The 13,562-nt window shown below is 50.8% G+C and carries 9 protein-coding genes; 6 read left to right on the plus strand and 3 right to left on the minus strand.

The window, feature by feature from the left end:
- The first annotated feature begins 108 nt into the window (after window positions 1-108).
- The gene (locus tag K2G43_RS01915) at window positions 109-936 is read left to right on the plus strand and encodes a helix-turn-helix domain-containing protein (protein WP_297677433.1); all 828 of its coding nucleotides are present in this window, start codon (window positions 109-111) and stop codon (window positions 934-936) included.
- Window positions 937-1,473: 537 nt separating this feature from the next.
- Here the strand turns inward: K2G43_RS01915 and K2G43_RS01920 are convergent.
- The gene (locus K2G43_RS01920; protein ID WP_300152827.1) at window positions 1,474-2,607 is read right to left on the minus strand and encodes a site-specific integrase; all 1,134 of its coding nucleotides are present in this window, start codon (window positions 2,605-2,607) and stop codon (window positions 1,474-1,476) included.
- A gap of 303 nt (window positions 2,608-2,910) precedes the next feature.
- Here K2G43_RS01920 and K2G43_RS01925 point away from each other — a divergent pair, with 303 nt between their 5' ends.
- From K2G43_RS01925 to K2G43_RS01935, 3 genes are read left to right on the plus strand one after another with little or no spacing between them, the layout of a single operon-like run.
- Window positions 2,911-3,150 (plus strand): hypothetical protein, encoded by a 240-nt coding sequence (locus K2G43_RS01925; RefSeq protein WP_300152828.1) that lies wholly within the window; start codon window positions 2,911-2,913, stop codon window positions 3,148-3,150.
- A gap of 38 nt (window positions 3,151-3,188) precedes the next feature.
- Complete coding sequence (aroC, locus tag K2G43_RS01930) at window positions 3,189-4,265, plus strand: chorismate synthase (RefSeq protein WP_297643776.1); 1,077 nt, start codon at window positions 3,189-3,191, stop codon at window positions 4,263-4,265.
- 14 nt (window positions 4,266-4,279) lie between these two features.
- On the plus strand, window positions 4,280-5,635 hold the full coding sequence (locus tag K2G43_RS01935; RefSeq protein ID WP_297643775.1) for a dipeptidase: 1,356 nt from the start codon (window positions 4,280-4,282) through the stop codon (window positions 5,633-5,635).
- A gap of 252 nt (window positions 5,636-5,887) precedes the next feature.
- On the opposite strand, the gene K2G43_RS01940 is transcribed toward K2G43_RS01935, so the two are convergent.
- The gene (locus tag K2G43_RS01940) at window positions 5,888-8,095 is read right to left on the minus strand and encodes a DNA topoisomerase 3 (RefSeq protein WP_300152829.1); all 2,208 of its coding nucleotides are present in this window, start codon (window positions 8,093-8,095) and stop codon (window positions 5,888-5,890) included.
- 278 nt (window positions 8,096-8,373) lie between these two features.
- On the opposite strand from K2G43_RS01940, the gene K2G43_RS01945 reads away from it, so the two are divergent.
- Both K2G43_RS01945 and K2G43_RS01950 read left to right on the plus strand, forming a co-directional pair.
- Window positions 8,374-8,565 (plus strand): hypothetical protein, encoded by a 192-nt coding sequence (locus K2G43_RS01945; RefSeq protein WP_297643773.1) that lies wholly within the window; start codon window positions 8,374-8,376, stop codon window positions 8,563-8,565.
- 200 nt (window positions 8,566-8,765) lie between these two features.
- Window positions 8,766-12,752: a DEAD/DEAH box helicase gene (locus K2G43_RS01950; RefSeq protein WP_300152830.1), complete on the plus strand. Its 3,987-nt coding sequence runs from the start codon at window positions 8,766-8,768 to the stop codon at window positions 12,750-12,752.
- Between the two features lie 59 nt (window positions 12,753-12,811).
- On the opposite strand, the gene K2G43_RS01955 is transcribed toward K2G43_RS01950, so the two are convergent.
- Window positions 12,812-13,321 carry a hypothetical protein gene (locus K2G43_RS01955; protein ID WP_300152831.1) on the minus strand — a complete coding sequence of 170 codons (510 nt, stop codon included), beginning with the start codon at window positions 13,319-13,321 and terminating at the stop codon, window positions 12,812-12,814.
- Window positions 13,322-13,562: the final 241 nt, after the last annotated feature.

Below are 13,562 nucleotides of genomic sequence, written 5' to 3' on the forward strand. Positions count from 1 at the left end.
AATTTATATTGCAAAATTAGCGAGGATTCGCTATGCATATATTACCTGTATTGCGCATAGAATTGTCAATATTGCGCCATTCTGAAAAAATATCTGTAACTTTGCAATATGAATACAAAAGCAGAAACAAAAATCGTCTATTCCACACTGTATCATTTGATAAGGTCTGTGGATTTCAGTGATTGGGTAATACATCTGTTATGTTTGGATGGGGAAGCATGGTTTGTATATGACGGACGGAAATTCTCAATCAGTCGCAATGATGTGGTTATCATCACTAAACCGCAGATTATAAGCGATACCGGCCAGTCAGATGATTTAAGAGTTGAAATCATAGCCGCACCGAGTAAATTCCTGCACAATCAGTTGCCTGCCAATAACTTTGGAATAGGCGGTACGATAAGCCTGTTTGATAATCCGGTAATTCATCTGAGTGATGAAAATACGCGGATACTGTTGGGTGATATGCACGCTATCAGAAAACGGATTGACGATACAGAACATCCGTTTTATCGCGAACTGATTGGCAGTCTTGCTTTGACGATGATGTACGATCTCTTTGCGTTCCACAAACAGAACAGGAGTTCCATGTACGCTTCCGACCGAAGTATGTATGTTGTAAAGGAACTGATGGCAATGCTCGAAGCCGGTACATCCAAACACTATAGGGAAGTGAACTATTATGCGGCACAACTGAATGTAACCCCAAAATACTTGTCAGATACAGTCAGACGGCAGACCGGACACAATGTCACCTACTTCATCGCCCGTCATACACTTCCGATAATAAAGGAATATCTTAACAATCCTCATCTGTCTATAGCACAAATATCAGACGAGATGAGATTCGGGAATCCGGCCAGCTTTACCCGCTATGCTTCTCGATACCTCGGAATATCACCGAAACGTTATCGGGCATCCCTGATGCCAGAGTAGGTACAAACTGTGATAAAGTGAAATACTTGCGGTAAAGTTCTTAATTTATCTGTTCAATGATACGGTAAATACCCCGAACGGGATTGTTCTGTAAAATAAAATCATCTAAACACGTAGGTAAAAGCTAATTATCGTTGGATGTGTAACTGCAAATAATATCTTTGGCTCTAATATTAAACTTGATTCCATAGGATACAAAAAATAGGGAGACGAGTAAGTCTTGGCTAAGCGAAGTTAAGGTTTGCCTGTTTCTTACATTCACAAAAGGGGCGAAAAAGATTTTTTGTATAACTACGGTGGCACTATTTTAAGTTACAATAGTGGTGCACTTTTCAATTAGTATATTACAGCAAGGAGTATTATAAAATAAAAGTGCGATATTCATTCCTGGAAGAACCTTTAGAAAAGGTTTACTTTGTTTTTTTCCTATACGTACCCAGATTAAAGTAAACCTAAATCTGTTTGTAATCCGCCTATATGCAGATATGAAAAACAGCCCCATTTTTACCACTTAACAATGTTACGATTTATATCGGACTAATCGAACAACCCGTTTACCAAATTGACGGCATCATCCTTTTTCTGATTGATGATTTTGGCATACACCTGCGTCATTTTCACATCCGCATGACCGAGCAACTTCGAGGTGGTATATAGATCCGCTCCAAGTGTCAGCATCATCGTGGCAAAAGTGTGCCTCGCCGTGTGAAAGGTGAACCGCTTGTCGATTCCCGCAGCTTTCGCCCAAGGTTTGATGAGTATATTCATCATCGACGGACTGGGCAAATCGAACACATGGTCATCTGCTGTCTTATCTCCCCGTTCAGGCATCCACTTCAACGCTTCGGGGGAAAGAGGCAGGTAAATCGGTTCTTTGGTCTTTTGCATGGACACTGCCAAGCGGTATTGCCCTCTATCGACGAAGACGTCTTTCCATTTCAATCCCACAATATCGCTCACGCGCAATCCACAGAAGCAAGAGAACAAATAAGCGGACTTCACTGTCTCATTATTCATCGGTGTGGCAATCAATGCCCGGACTTCCTCGATGGTCATATATGACCGTTTGCTCTCCGGCAGGCGAATCTTATCCGAATTATTGATTTTGGTAAACGGATTGACTTTGATAATCTCCGCACGAACGGCAGCGTTCAAAGCCCCGTTCAAGATACGGTAGTAGGTGTGGAGGGTAAAGTTCGACACACGTTTTCCTTTGGGACGATATTCCGTCATCAGATAATCGAGGTAATCCTGGCAGAATGCCTTGTCGATTCGATCCATTGTCATCCGTTCTCCTGCATAGTCTTTCAGGATGCGAATGGTAACTGCGATTTGGTTTCCGTCCTTTTTGCCTCGCTTTGCCTGATTCTCTTTATATGTATTCATCCAATCGAGCAAGAACACCTTTTCCCTGTTTTCGATACCGGCTTCTCCGTTAGTTAGTTCGATAATGCGCTTTGACTTGATAGCATTGGCGGCATCCATCGTGGCTTGATTCCGTTTCCGGGCATTATTGTCCGTTTCCGGGATGATATACATTTTGAGGTACTCGTATGTCCGCTTTCCGTCGCGGTAAATATCCAAATACAAACTCTTGCTTCCGTCGCTCAACGGCTTCATCCGAAGACGGATTGGTTCTTTGACTTTAATCGGCTTCTTTACTCGTGGCATATTCTATTCCTTTATTCGTTTATTTCTGTTGCAAAGGTAGGAATAATAATCCGAATTGAGGAACAAACAAGAAACAAAAACGTACCGAATAAGAACCAATCAACTGAAAACAATGAAAGCAACTGAAAAGAAATATTCACGCTTAAATATCTATAAAACAACGTATTTATTTGATTGGTTGTTATTTTCTTTTTATGGGCGTATTCTATAAATCTGGCAAAGTCTGACATTATCTGACATTGTCTGACATTTAATCTAATATGAATCTGACAAAGTCTGACATTGTCTGACATTTAATCTAATATGAATCTGACAAAGTCTGACACCTCCACAAGCACGAAAAACGGTTCACAAAAACCGGTTAAAAAAACTAATTTTCCCACTGAAGACACACTGCCAAACAGAGGTATATTACTTGAAGAAGAGCCTATCCGCAAGCAGAAGAGCCCCTTATTTGCAAAAAAACAACAATCATTCCAACGTATTCCAAAAAAAGTTGTTACCTTTATAAAGTCAAAAACAAAGCTTGTCCAAAGGCATTGATACATAAACCTCATATACAAACTTTTAAAGCATTTGATATGTTCAACTCATTTGGAAACATCCTCCGCCTCACCAGCTTCGGAGAGTCACACGGAAAAGGCATCGGAGGCGTCATAGACGGATTCCCTGCCGGGATAACCATCGACCCGGACTTCGTGCAGGCGGAACTGGACCGCCGCCGCCCCGGACAGTCGCGCATCACCACCGCCCGCCAAGAGGGCGACAAGGTGGAATTCCTCTCCGGCATCTTCGAAGGGAAGTCCACCGGCTGCCCCATCGGCTTTATCGTCTGGAACCAGAACCAGCACTCCACCGACTACGACAATATGAAGGAGGTCTATCGCCCCTCGCACGCCGACTACACCTACCGGGTGAAATACGGCATCCGCGACCACCGGGGAGGAGGACGCTCGTCGGCACGCGAAACCATCTCGCGCGTGGTGGCAGGAGCACTTGCCAAACTGGCGTTGAGGCAGCTGGGCATACGCATCACGGCATATACCTCGCAAGTGGGTCCCATCCGCCTGGAAGAGAACTACGATGCCTACAACCTGGACCTGATAGAGAGCAACCCCGTGCGCTGCCCCGATCCGGAGAAGGCGCGGGAGATGGAGGAATATATATATAAGGTAAAAGAAGAGGGCGACACCATCGGCGGCGTAGTGACCTGCGTTGTCCGGGGCTGCCCCATCGGACTGGGACAACCGGTATTCGGCAAGCTACACGCCGCACTCGGCGCCGCCATGCTCAGCATCAATGCTGCCAAAGCCTTTGAATATGGCGACGGATTCAAGGGGCTGAAGCAGAAAGGTTCGGAGCAGAACGACGTGTTCTACAACCACAACGGTCGCATCGAAACCCGCACCAACCACTCAGGTGGCATACAGGGCGGCATCAGCAACGGACAGGACATCTACTTCCGTGTAGCATTCAAGCCAGTGGCCACCGTCCTGATGGAGCAGCACACGGTGAACATCGACGGTAAGGACACCACCTTGAAAGCCCGCGGACGCCACGACCCCTGCGTGCTGCCGCGTGCCGTGCCCATCGTGGAGGCAATGGCGGCGATGACACTGCTGGATTATTACTTGATAGACAGGACGACACAACTATAAAACCATCATACACCATGGAAATAAAGAAATACATCGCAGAAAACGAACCGCGGATGCTGGAAGAACTCTTCAGCCTCATCCGCATCCCCAGCATCAGTGCCCTGCCCGAGCATCACGACGACATGCTGGCATGTGCCGAACGCTGGAAACAACTGCTGCTCGAAGCCGGAGCCGACGAAGCGCATGTGATGCCCTCGAAAGGCAACCCCATCGTCTTCGGACAGAAAACGGTGGACCCGGATGCCAAGACCGTGCTGGTCTATGCCCACTACGACGTGATGCCCGCCGAACCGCTGGAGCTCTGGAAGTCGCAGCCCTTTGAACCCGAAGTGCGCGACGGACGCATCTGGGCGCGCGGCGCGGATGACGACAAGGGACAGGCATTCATCCAAGTGAAAGCCTTCGAATACCTCGTGAAGAACGGCCTGCTACAGAACAACGTGAAGTTCATCTTCGAAGGAGAAGAGGAAATCGGCTCCCCCAGCCTGGAAAGCTTCTGCCAGGAGCACAAGGAACTGCTGAAGGCGGACATCATCCTGGTGTCGGACACCAGCATGCTCGGCGCCGACCTCCCCTCGCTGACCACCGGGCTACGCGGACTCGCCTACTGGGAAATAGAAGTGACCGGCCCCAACCGCGACCTGCATAGCGGACACTTCGGAGGTGCCGTGGCAAATCCCATCAACGTGCTGTGCGGCATGATTTCCAAAGTGGTGGATGCCGACGGACGCATCACCGTCCCCGGTTTCTACGACGATGTGGAAGAGGTGCCCCAAGCCGAGCGCGACATGATAGCCCGCATCCCCTTCGATGAAGAGAAGTATAAGAAGGCCATCAACGTAAAAGCTCTGTCCGGTGAGAAGGGCTACAGCACGCTGGAACGGAACAGTTGCCGCCCCTCCTTCGACGTGTGCGGCATCTGGGGCGGCTATACGGGCGAAGGCTCGAAGACGGTACTCCCCTCCAAGGCGTATGCCAAAGTATCTTGCCGGCTGGTTCCCCATCAGGAGCACCACAAGATTTCCCAGCTGTTCGCCGACTACATCCTGAGCATTGCCCCCGAAACGGTGCAGGTGAAGGTCACCCCGATGCACGGCGGACAGGGCTACGTGTGCCCCATCACCCTGCCTGCCTATCAGGCCGCCGAAAAGGGCTTTGAGAAGGCCTTCGGGAAGAAGCCGCTGGCGGTGCGCCGGGGCGGAAGCATCCCCATCATCTCCACCTTCGAACAGGTGCTGGGCATCAAGACGGTGCTGATGGGCTTCGGGCTGGAATCGAACGCCATCCACTCGCCCAACGAGAACATGCCGCTGGACATCCTGCGCAAAGGGATAGAGGCGGTGACGGAGTTCCACTTGAATTACAAATGATTCAGGTTCAGTGTCAAAGCGAAAAGGAAACGACATAATAATATAATTTAGGCACAGGATTACACGGATTTCACGGATTAATCAAGAAGAAAACCGTGTAAATCTGTGTAATCCGTGCCTAAAAGAAAGTGAAATGCATGTATTCACACATCTACCTATAGGATGATTACCCTTTCAGGGCATATTTGAGACTTGCGAAACAGGAGCTACTTTGAGACTTGCCAGACTTGAATAAATCATCTATCCCCCCCTTCAAAACGGCTTGCGGTATGTACACCCGTTCCTCCATTCGGAACAACCGTAAGCCGTTTTTCCTTTGATAACCGTGCCTTTTCCGCAGAGCGGACAAGGCTGGCCGACAAGGGCTTCGGCTTGCAGAGGGACGGTTGACACAGCGGAAGTGGCGGTCGCCGCATCCGAAGCGGTCGCGGCACCCGGGGCTTGCTCTTTCTTCTTCGCGACGGCAGTCTTGCGCGGCGCGCGCTTCTTCGGTTCTTTCTTCGGCTTGTCGGCGGTGTCGGTCTTGGCGGTTGCCTTGCCTGTCTTCTCGGGGGCGGGCGACTGGATGGTGATGTAGCGGTTGCTGTTATCGGAAAGCACGCTTGTGACGATTTCCGACACCATCTGCTTGAGCTCTTCCAAGAATTGCGCGGCATTGTAGGTGCGCCTTTCTATCTCGCACAGCTTCTTCTCCCAGATGCCGGTCAGTTCGGCCGACTTCAGCAGCTCTTCGTGGATAATCTGTATCAGCTCCACGCCGGTGGGGGTGGCTATCAGGTTCTTCTTCTCCTTGCGGATGTAGTTGCGCTTGAACAGGGTCTCGATGATGGCGGCACGGGTGGAGGGTCGGCCTATGCCGTTCTCCTTCAGGGCATCGCGCAGCTCGTCGTTGTCCACCAGCTTGCCCGCCGTCTCCATCGCCCGGAGCAGGGTGGCTTCGGTGTAGGGGCGCGGGGGTTGCGTCCACTTCTCGTATAGGTCGGGAAGGTGCGGGCCGCTCTCCCCTTTCACGAAGGCGGGAAGCACGCTCTCTTCCTCTCCCTTTTCCTCTTTCTCCTCCTGCTGTTGCGCAGAGGGGGTACCGAAGATGACGCGCCAACCCGGTTCCAGAATCTGCTTGCCGGTGGCTTTGAACTCGATGCCTTCGACCTCGCCCAGGACGGTAGTCGTGGAGAACTTGCAGTCGGGATAGAACACGGCGATGAAGCGGCGCGCTATCAAGTCGAAGACGCGGCGTTCCATGTCCGTCAGGTTCTGCGGATGCTGCCCGGTGGGGATGATGGCGTGGTGGTCGGTCACCTTCGAGTTGTCGAACACTTTTTTCGATTTCAGCAGGGTGGTGCCTGCCAGGGGTGCCGTGAGCGCCTCGTAGTCGCGCAGCCCCTTCAGGATTCCGGGACACTTGGGATAGATGTCATCGCTGAGGAAGGTGGTATCGACACGCGGATAGGTGGCGACCTTCTTCTCGTAGAGCGACTGGATAATCTTCAGGGTCTCGTCGGCAGAGTAGGCAAACTTCTTGTTGCACTCCACCTGCAGGGAGGTCAGGTCGAACAGGCGGGGCGGGGCTTCCCTTCCTTCCTTCTTGGTGATGCCGGTCACGGTGAAAGGGGCGTTCTTGATTTGCTCCAGCAAGGCAAGTCCGCGTTCGTGGTCGGTGATGGGGTCGATGCCCCGGTTCTCCTCTTCCTTCTTGGGTTTCTTTCCGGCGGCGATGGCTTCTTTCTGCTTCTCGGCCTCCAGCACCAGCTCTTCTTCACTCTTCCGGAGGATGGCGGAGAAGGTGGTGTCGCGATAGAGGGTCTTCAGTTCCCAATACTGCTTGGGGACGAAGTGCTGTATCTCCAACTGGCGGTTCACAATCAGCGCCAGCGTCGGTGTCTGCACACGGCCGATGGAAAGCACCTGGCGGTTCTGCCCGTACTTCATGGTATAGAGGCGGGTGGCGTTCATGCCCAGCAGCCAGTCGCCGATGGCACGCGACAGCCCCGCTTCATACAGGGGCTGGAAGTCCGCCGCATCCCTCAGCTTGGCGAAGCCTTCGCGGATGGCCTCTTCGGTCAGCGATGAAATCCAGAGGCGCTTCACCGGACAGCGTGCCCCGGCTTTCTGCATCACCCAGCGCTGTATCAGCTCTCCTTCCTGGCCGGCATCGCCGCAGTTGATAATCATGTCGGCGTGCTGCATGAGGTTCTCTATCGTATGAAACTGGCGTTCGTAAGTGGGGTTGCTGATCAACTTGATTCCGAAGCGGGGAGGTATCATGGGCAGGCTTCCCAGACTCCACGATTTCCAGTTGGGGGTATATTCATGCGGTTCCTTCAGCGTACAGAGATGGCCGAAGGTCCAAGTCACTTGGTATCCGTTTCCTTCGATGTACCCATCCTTCCTTTCTCTCGCTCCCAATACATCGGCTATGTCACGTGCCACAGAGGGCTTTTCGGCAATACAAACTATCATTCAAACTTTATTTTTTGCGGAGCAAAAGTAATGCAAAGCGGAAAGAGAAGCAAATTTATCGGCAGAAAGTGGCTTTTTGCGGCAGAGATACTCCCTTCTATAAAAGAGATATCCCCCCTGGCTGTCCGGGAACTTCCGTTATACTTTCTTTTAGGCAAGGATTACACGGATTTCACAGTTTTTTCTTTGTCCTATCCGTGAAATTCGTGTAATCCGTGCCTGAAATCAGAACAGCATGCAAGCAACAACAAGTTTTTCGGACAACCTCCCCAAGAAAAATGTCAAAACCTGCGGCAAAAAACGGACAAATCCCGCAGATAAACTTCATCTCGCGCCGCGAGATGTATATCTCGCCTGCTGAGATGTACATCCCGGCTGCTGAGATGTATATCTCGCGGCGCGAGATGAAGTTTACAACAAACGTTGAACAAGTTAATATAGGGACAAATGCCATTTTAGGACGGGTTTGAGAATTTCTTTCCAACAGACTTTAAGAGCCTGTACCGACCATCGTCGCCCTGAAAACTTGTGGAGATACGAAGAAAAATCGCTATTTTTGCCGGAGATTTTGACAGGTTACAATCTCAGCCTACATCTACATACCCTAACCAAACATTATAACACTATGCAGGAAAGCCGGATACTCAGAGTGGACCACGCCCCAATCAGCATGTTAAAGCCCCACGAAAAGAAGTTGCTATGCTTCTACGCCTACATGGGCGCAGAAGTCACGGACAAGCACCTGGAGCTTTTCAGAAAAGCGCAACATGCGCATGGCACAAATCCGAATGAAAGCGTCAAGCAACTGGTGAAGCTCTCCTTTCTGGACTTATATGATTATGATTGGCAAACCAGAAAATACACGTATCATGTCGCCAACGACTTCTATCTCACCGCACTGCATTTCCTGATAACCCGGCAACCGGAATGGCTTTCCGAATTCGAAAGCCTGAAAATCAAGCGGGATGCTTGTTCCGTCGGCATCTCCCAACATATCGCGGCAAGCAACCATGGGGAAAAGACAAACAACTCGTTTCTTTCCAACCAACAGATTTCCTGCTTGCTTCCCGTTGCTTTCGAACCTGTATTCATACAGCTGATACTCGGTATGGACGAAAAGCTGTTCCACCAAACAATCCTCACCCTCTTAGTCTATATACAGAAAAACGACCTGCTCGACACCGAAGACATCATGCCGACGTTGCTCCAACAAAAACAGCTGTCGCCCACCGGCAGGAGGGAACTGGAAGAGGCACTTGCCCTATACCGCTATTATTCGCACGGAGTGTATGCGCCACCGGCCCAAACGCCACAAACCTTGTTCGGGATGATACTCGAAGGTGTACGCGCCATGCATGCGCAAAAGTATCAGGAGGCAATAGCCTTCTTTGACAAGGCACTGAAAATACGCAATAAGAAGGCAAAGGAGAAAAACATCTTCGACAACTTCCTGAACTGCTATTTTCTGATGATGAGTTATGTGCACGAAGGTTCGTCGGACAGCATGAAGAAGCTGAAGCAGTTCTTGAAGAAAAGCATCGCCAAAGATGTCCCCGATATGCAGTTGGCATCCATCGTTGCAGATGCTTTCAGCAACGAAAAGACAGAAGCCAAGCCGTATCTGATAGAGCGTCTGTTCGTTGAAGACAAATTCAATCTCAGCTCTACCCCCGCGACCAGGCACATGGGATATCTGTTCTATAAATACTTCGGCGTGAAATCCGGCAAACTTCCGGACGGGCAAGATCAAACAATCCCCCGGCAGGCCATCTACAGGCACGAGCTGTCCGCCTACCTGCCTCTGTCTCAAGAAGAGAGACAAAAGCTGACCGATGCCTATGGGGACGCTCCCGCCCTGACATCCATTCCGCGGAAGCAGCCTTGGGAAATCGTGATAGAAAACATCCTGAAAAGGGAACAGGAACAAAACAGAGACAAAGACGCCCAAAAGGGACGCTTGGTGTATCTGCTCAGAGGGGCCAACCTGGTGGAGATACGCGAACAAAACCGCTTGAAATCGGGCACATGGAGCAGCGGCAAGGCTATATCTGAAGCACGCTACCTGAGAGAGGGCTCCCCATGGATGGACGAAACGGACTATGAAGCACGCGACCTCTTGCTGAAGAGCAAGAGCTATATGTTCTACATGGAAGATATCCTGCCCGCCTTGGTGGACTGCAACCGGGTATTCACAGGCTCCCATCCTCCTTTCATCCCCGTCACGGTCTATGAAGAGAAGCCCTGCTTATACATCACCCCAAGCAAGGAAGGATTCGCTGTGACATCCAACATTCCATTGTCCAAAATCAATGGAAACATCAAGGAGCACATCGTACTGAAGGAATCGGAAACACAATATGCGGTGATTCCCATCACCGACAAACAATGGAACTACTACAAGCGCCTGATGAACGTGGGCGTCTTTCCCCCCGAAGCCGAACAGGCCTTGAAGAGCTTTCTGTCTCAAATCAGCAAGACGGTAGAGGTGTGCTCTCCTTTGTTGGGAAAAGGCTCCAAACTGAAAGACGTGGATGGAAACGCAAGCATCTGCCTGCAAGTGGCTCCGGAAGGCGACTACTTCCACATAACCTCCTACGTAAGACCTCTGCCCGGCGGACAGAGGACGTTTGCGCCCGGAGAAGGGACATCCGTCATAATCGAAAAAAGCGAAGGAAGATACCTGCAAGTGAAACGGGAACTTGACTTAGAACGAAACAACCGCAAGGTATTGGACAACTTCATGGAAGATTCGTTCGGTAAAGACCTCACCGAATTCGGCAACAACACGCTATCCATCTATGAAATGCTTGACCTGCTTGAATTCGTCCAGCAGAATCCCGACGCCTATTGCATAGAGTGGCCGGAGGGGGAAAGCCTGAAACTGCACACCTCCACAGCCGCCTCCAGCAGAAACATCAGCCTGAAAACCAAAGGCTACTGGTTTGAAGTGGAGGGCGAGGTGCGCATAGACGAACAAACCGTGCTAAGCATAGCCAAGCTGCTGGCACTGTTAGGAGGAGATAAGCCTGTCAAATATATCCGGCTGAACGAATCGGACTTCCTGAAACTGGACGACACCCTGCGGAAACAGTTGCAGAAGCTGGAAGCACTCACCGTTAAAGAGCGCAACAAGCTAAAAATATCCAGATTCAACGCCAGCCTGCTGGACGAACTTCTGGAAGGAGAAGCGAACATCCAATGCGACAAGTCTGCCAACACCTTCTGCAAAAGAATACAGCAAAGCCGGGAACTGGCTCCGCAAGTCCCCGCCACCCTGCAAGCCTCCCTGCGCAACTATCAGGAAGACGGATTCCAATGGATCGTGCGGCTGAACAGCTGGGGAGCCGGTGCCTGCCTTGCCGACGACATGGGATTGGGAAAAACGATACAGGCCATCGCCTTCTTGCTGTATAAAGCGAACGAGGGAGCCTCGCTTGTGGTGGCGCCGGCATCGGTCATCCCCAACTGGAGGAACGAACTGCAACGCTTCGCCCCCACCCTGAAGGTCTCCATCCTCAACGAATCCTCCGACCGCAAGGCATTGATAGAGGCCGAAGCGGACGGCAGCGTAGTGCTCTCCACCTACGGCCTCCTGGTGACGGAAGAAGAAACCCTCACCTCGAAGAAGTGGAACGTCGTCTGCCTGGACGAAGCGCATACCATCAAGAACCGCGACACCAAGATGTCCAAAGTAACCATGCGCCTGCAAGCCGACAACAAACTGATACTGACCGGTACGCCCATCCAAAACCACCTCAGCGAGTTGTGGAATCTGTTTGCCTTCATCACACCCGGCATGCTGGGCAGCTACGACCAGTTCTGCCACAAATACATCCTCCCCATCGAACAAGCCGGAAACAAAGAGAGACAACGCCAGCTGAAACGCATCGTGCAACCCTTCATGCTGCGCCGCACCAAAGCGGAAGTGCTGGAAGAGCTGCCCGACAAAATAGAAATCACCCTGCCGGTGGAACTCAGCGAAGAGGAGATGTCGGTATATGAACTCCTACGGCTTGAAGCCCAGAAAGAGATTGTGACGGCAAAGGCCGTCACTGTCAGCACCCTGGCGGCAATCACCCGCCTGCGCCAAGCCGCTTGCGCCATGTATCTGACCAACCCTGCGTTAGGAAAGTTCTGCTCCAAAATACAAATACTTATCAGCCTCATCAACGAAATCAAGGAAGGGAACAACCGGGTACTGATATTCAGCCAGTTCACCTCGTTCCTGGAACTGGTGCGCCAAGCACTTGACGAAGCGAGCGAAACCTACCTCTATTTGGACGGCTCCAGCACCATGAAGCAGCGCGAAAAGATGGTCAAGCAGTTCCAGCAAGGCGAATGCCCGCTCTTCCTCATCAGCCTGAAAGCCGGAGGACTGGGACTGAACCTGACCGGCGCCAACTACGTCATCCATCTGGACCCTTGGTGGAATCCTGCCATCGAGCAGCAGGCTACCGACCGCGCCTACCGCATCGGGCAACAAAAGAAAGTGACCGTCTATCACCTGATAGCCCAACACACCATCGAGGAGAAAATACTACGTCTGCACCACACCAAACGCAGCCTTGCCGACTCGCTGATAGAAGGCACCAACATGAGCCACAAACTGACGGAAAAGGAGCTGCTGGAATTGCTGACGGAAGAAGGCGAGGAATAGGGATGGCTTTATCCTATCTATCACCCATTTCTCTATGTTCTGTGTAGCGGAAGAGAAGTTCAGGCCGATGCGGAAAGAAAGCGGGAAAAGCCCTCTTCTACCTCTGCATTGGGAAATCCCAAATGATACATACCAAAGTACGGGTCATACCCCTTGATAGTCAGATATCCGCTCTGATATATCATCGGTATGGGATTCGTAAAAGAAACGTCCCCATTGTTGAGCACATCTTCCGTAACATATTCTATCATGTTCTCCAAACTATAGCCCCGCATACAGAGCAGATGCACCAGATAAGTAGGCGTGCCCGTCTCGAACCAATAACTGCCGAAGGCGTTGGCATCGAAAGCGTTGAGTACACTGAACGAAAAGACATCATCCTCAAATTCACAAAAAAAACAACAGACAACCAGATACAACCTTACATAAATTATAAATTTAAACCTTCTCCCGAACGACCTCTGCAAAAAGCTGAAACAAACCTTCAACGACATGGCAAAAATAGTGATGAAATCCGATAGACGCACATATTCGGTGAATGATTCTCTATTATGCAGCAATTTGCTCATGGTTATCAGGCTGTCGTGCTCCCAAATGAAAGCCGCAACAGCACATCGGGTACTTGCGAGACTTGAGAATGTAAAAACATTTTCCCTTCCCCTATCGCAGTCGGCCCGTTCCGGTGAAAAAACATCCTTCTCCCCCTTTCTACCCTGTTCTCCCTATCCGTTCCCTGTCCGCCCCCTACCAGGACCTATTCGGCTTCGGACGTTCTTCGGACAAACTCCACTCCCTAGGACCGAAGAATGT

This window comes from Bacteroides sp. (genome assembly GCF_029057325.1).
Lineage (GTDB): Bacteria > Bacteroidota > Bacteroidia > Bacteroidales > Bacteroidaceae > Bacteroides.

Bases quoted from the DNA above. Each gene is read 5' to 3' on its own strand.
- K2G43_RS01940 (WP_300152829.1), bottom strand. From the start codon at position 8,095: ATGATAGTTTGTATTGCCGAAAAGCCCTCTGTGGCACGTGACATAGCC.
- K2G43_RS01915 (WP_297677433.1), top strand. From the start codon at position 109: ATGAATACAAAAGCAGAAACAAAAATCGTCTATTCCACACTGTATCAT.
- K2G43_RS01935 (WP_297643775.1), top strand. From the start codon at position 4,280: ATGGAAATAAAGAAATACATCGCAGAAAACGAACCGCGGATGCTGGAA.
- K2G43_RS01920 (WP_300152827.1), bottom strand. From the start codon at position 2,607: ATGCCACGAGTAAAGAAGCCGATTAAAGTCAAAGAACCAATCCGTCTT.
- K2G43_RS01945 (WP_297643773.1), top strand. From the start codon at position 8,374: ATGTCAAAACCTGCGGCAAAAAACGGACAAATCCCGCAGATAAACTTC.
- K2G43_RS01950 (WP_300152830.1), top strand. From the start codon at position 8,766: ATGTTAAAGCCCCACGAAAAGAAGTTGCTATGCTTCTACGCCTACATG.
- K2G43_RS01955 (WP_300152831.1), bottom strand. From the start codon at position 13,321: ATGAGCAAATTGCTGCATAATAGAGAATCATTCACCGAATATGTGCGT.
- aroC (WP_297643776.1), top strand. From the start codon at position 3,189: ATGTTCAACTCATTTGGAAACATCCTCCGCCTCACCAGCTTCGGAGAG.
- K2G43_RS01925 (WP_300152828.1), top strand. From the start codon at position 2,911: ATGAATCTGACAAAGTCTGACACCTCCACAAGCACGAAAAACGGTTCA.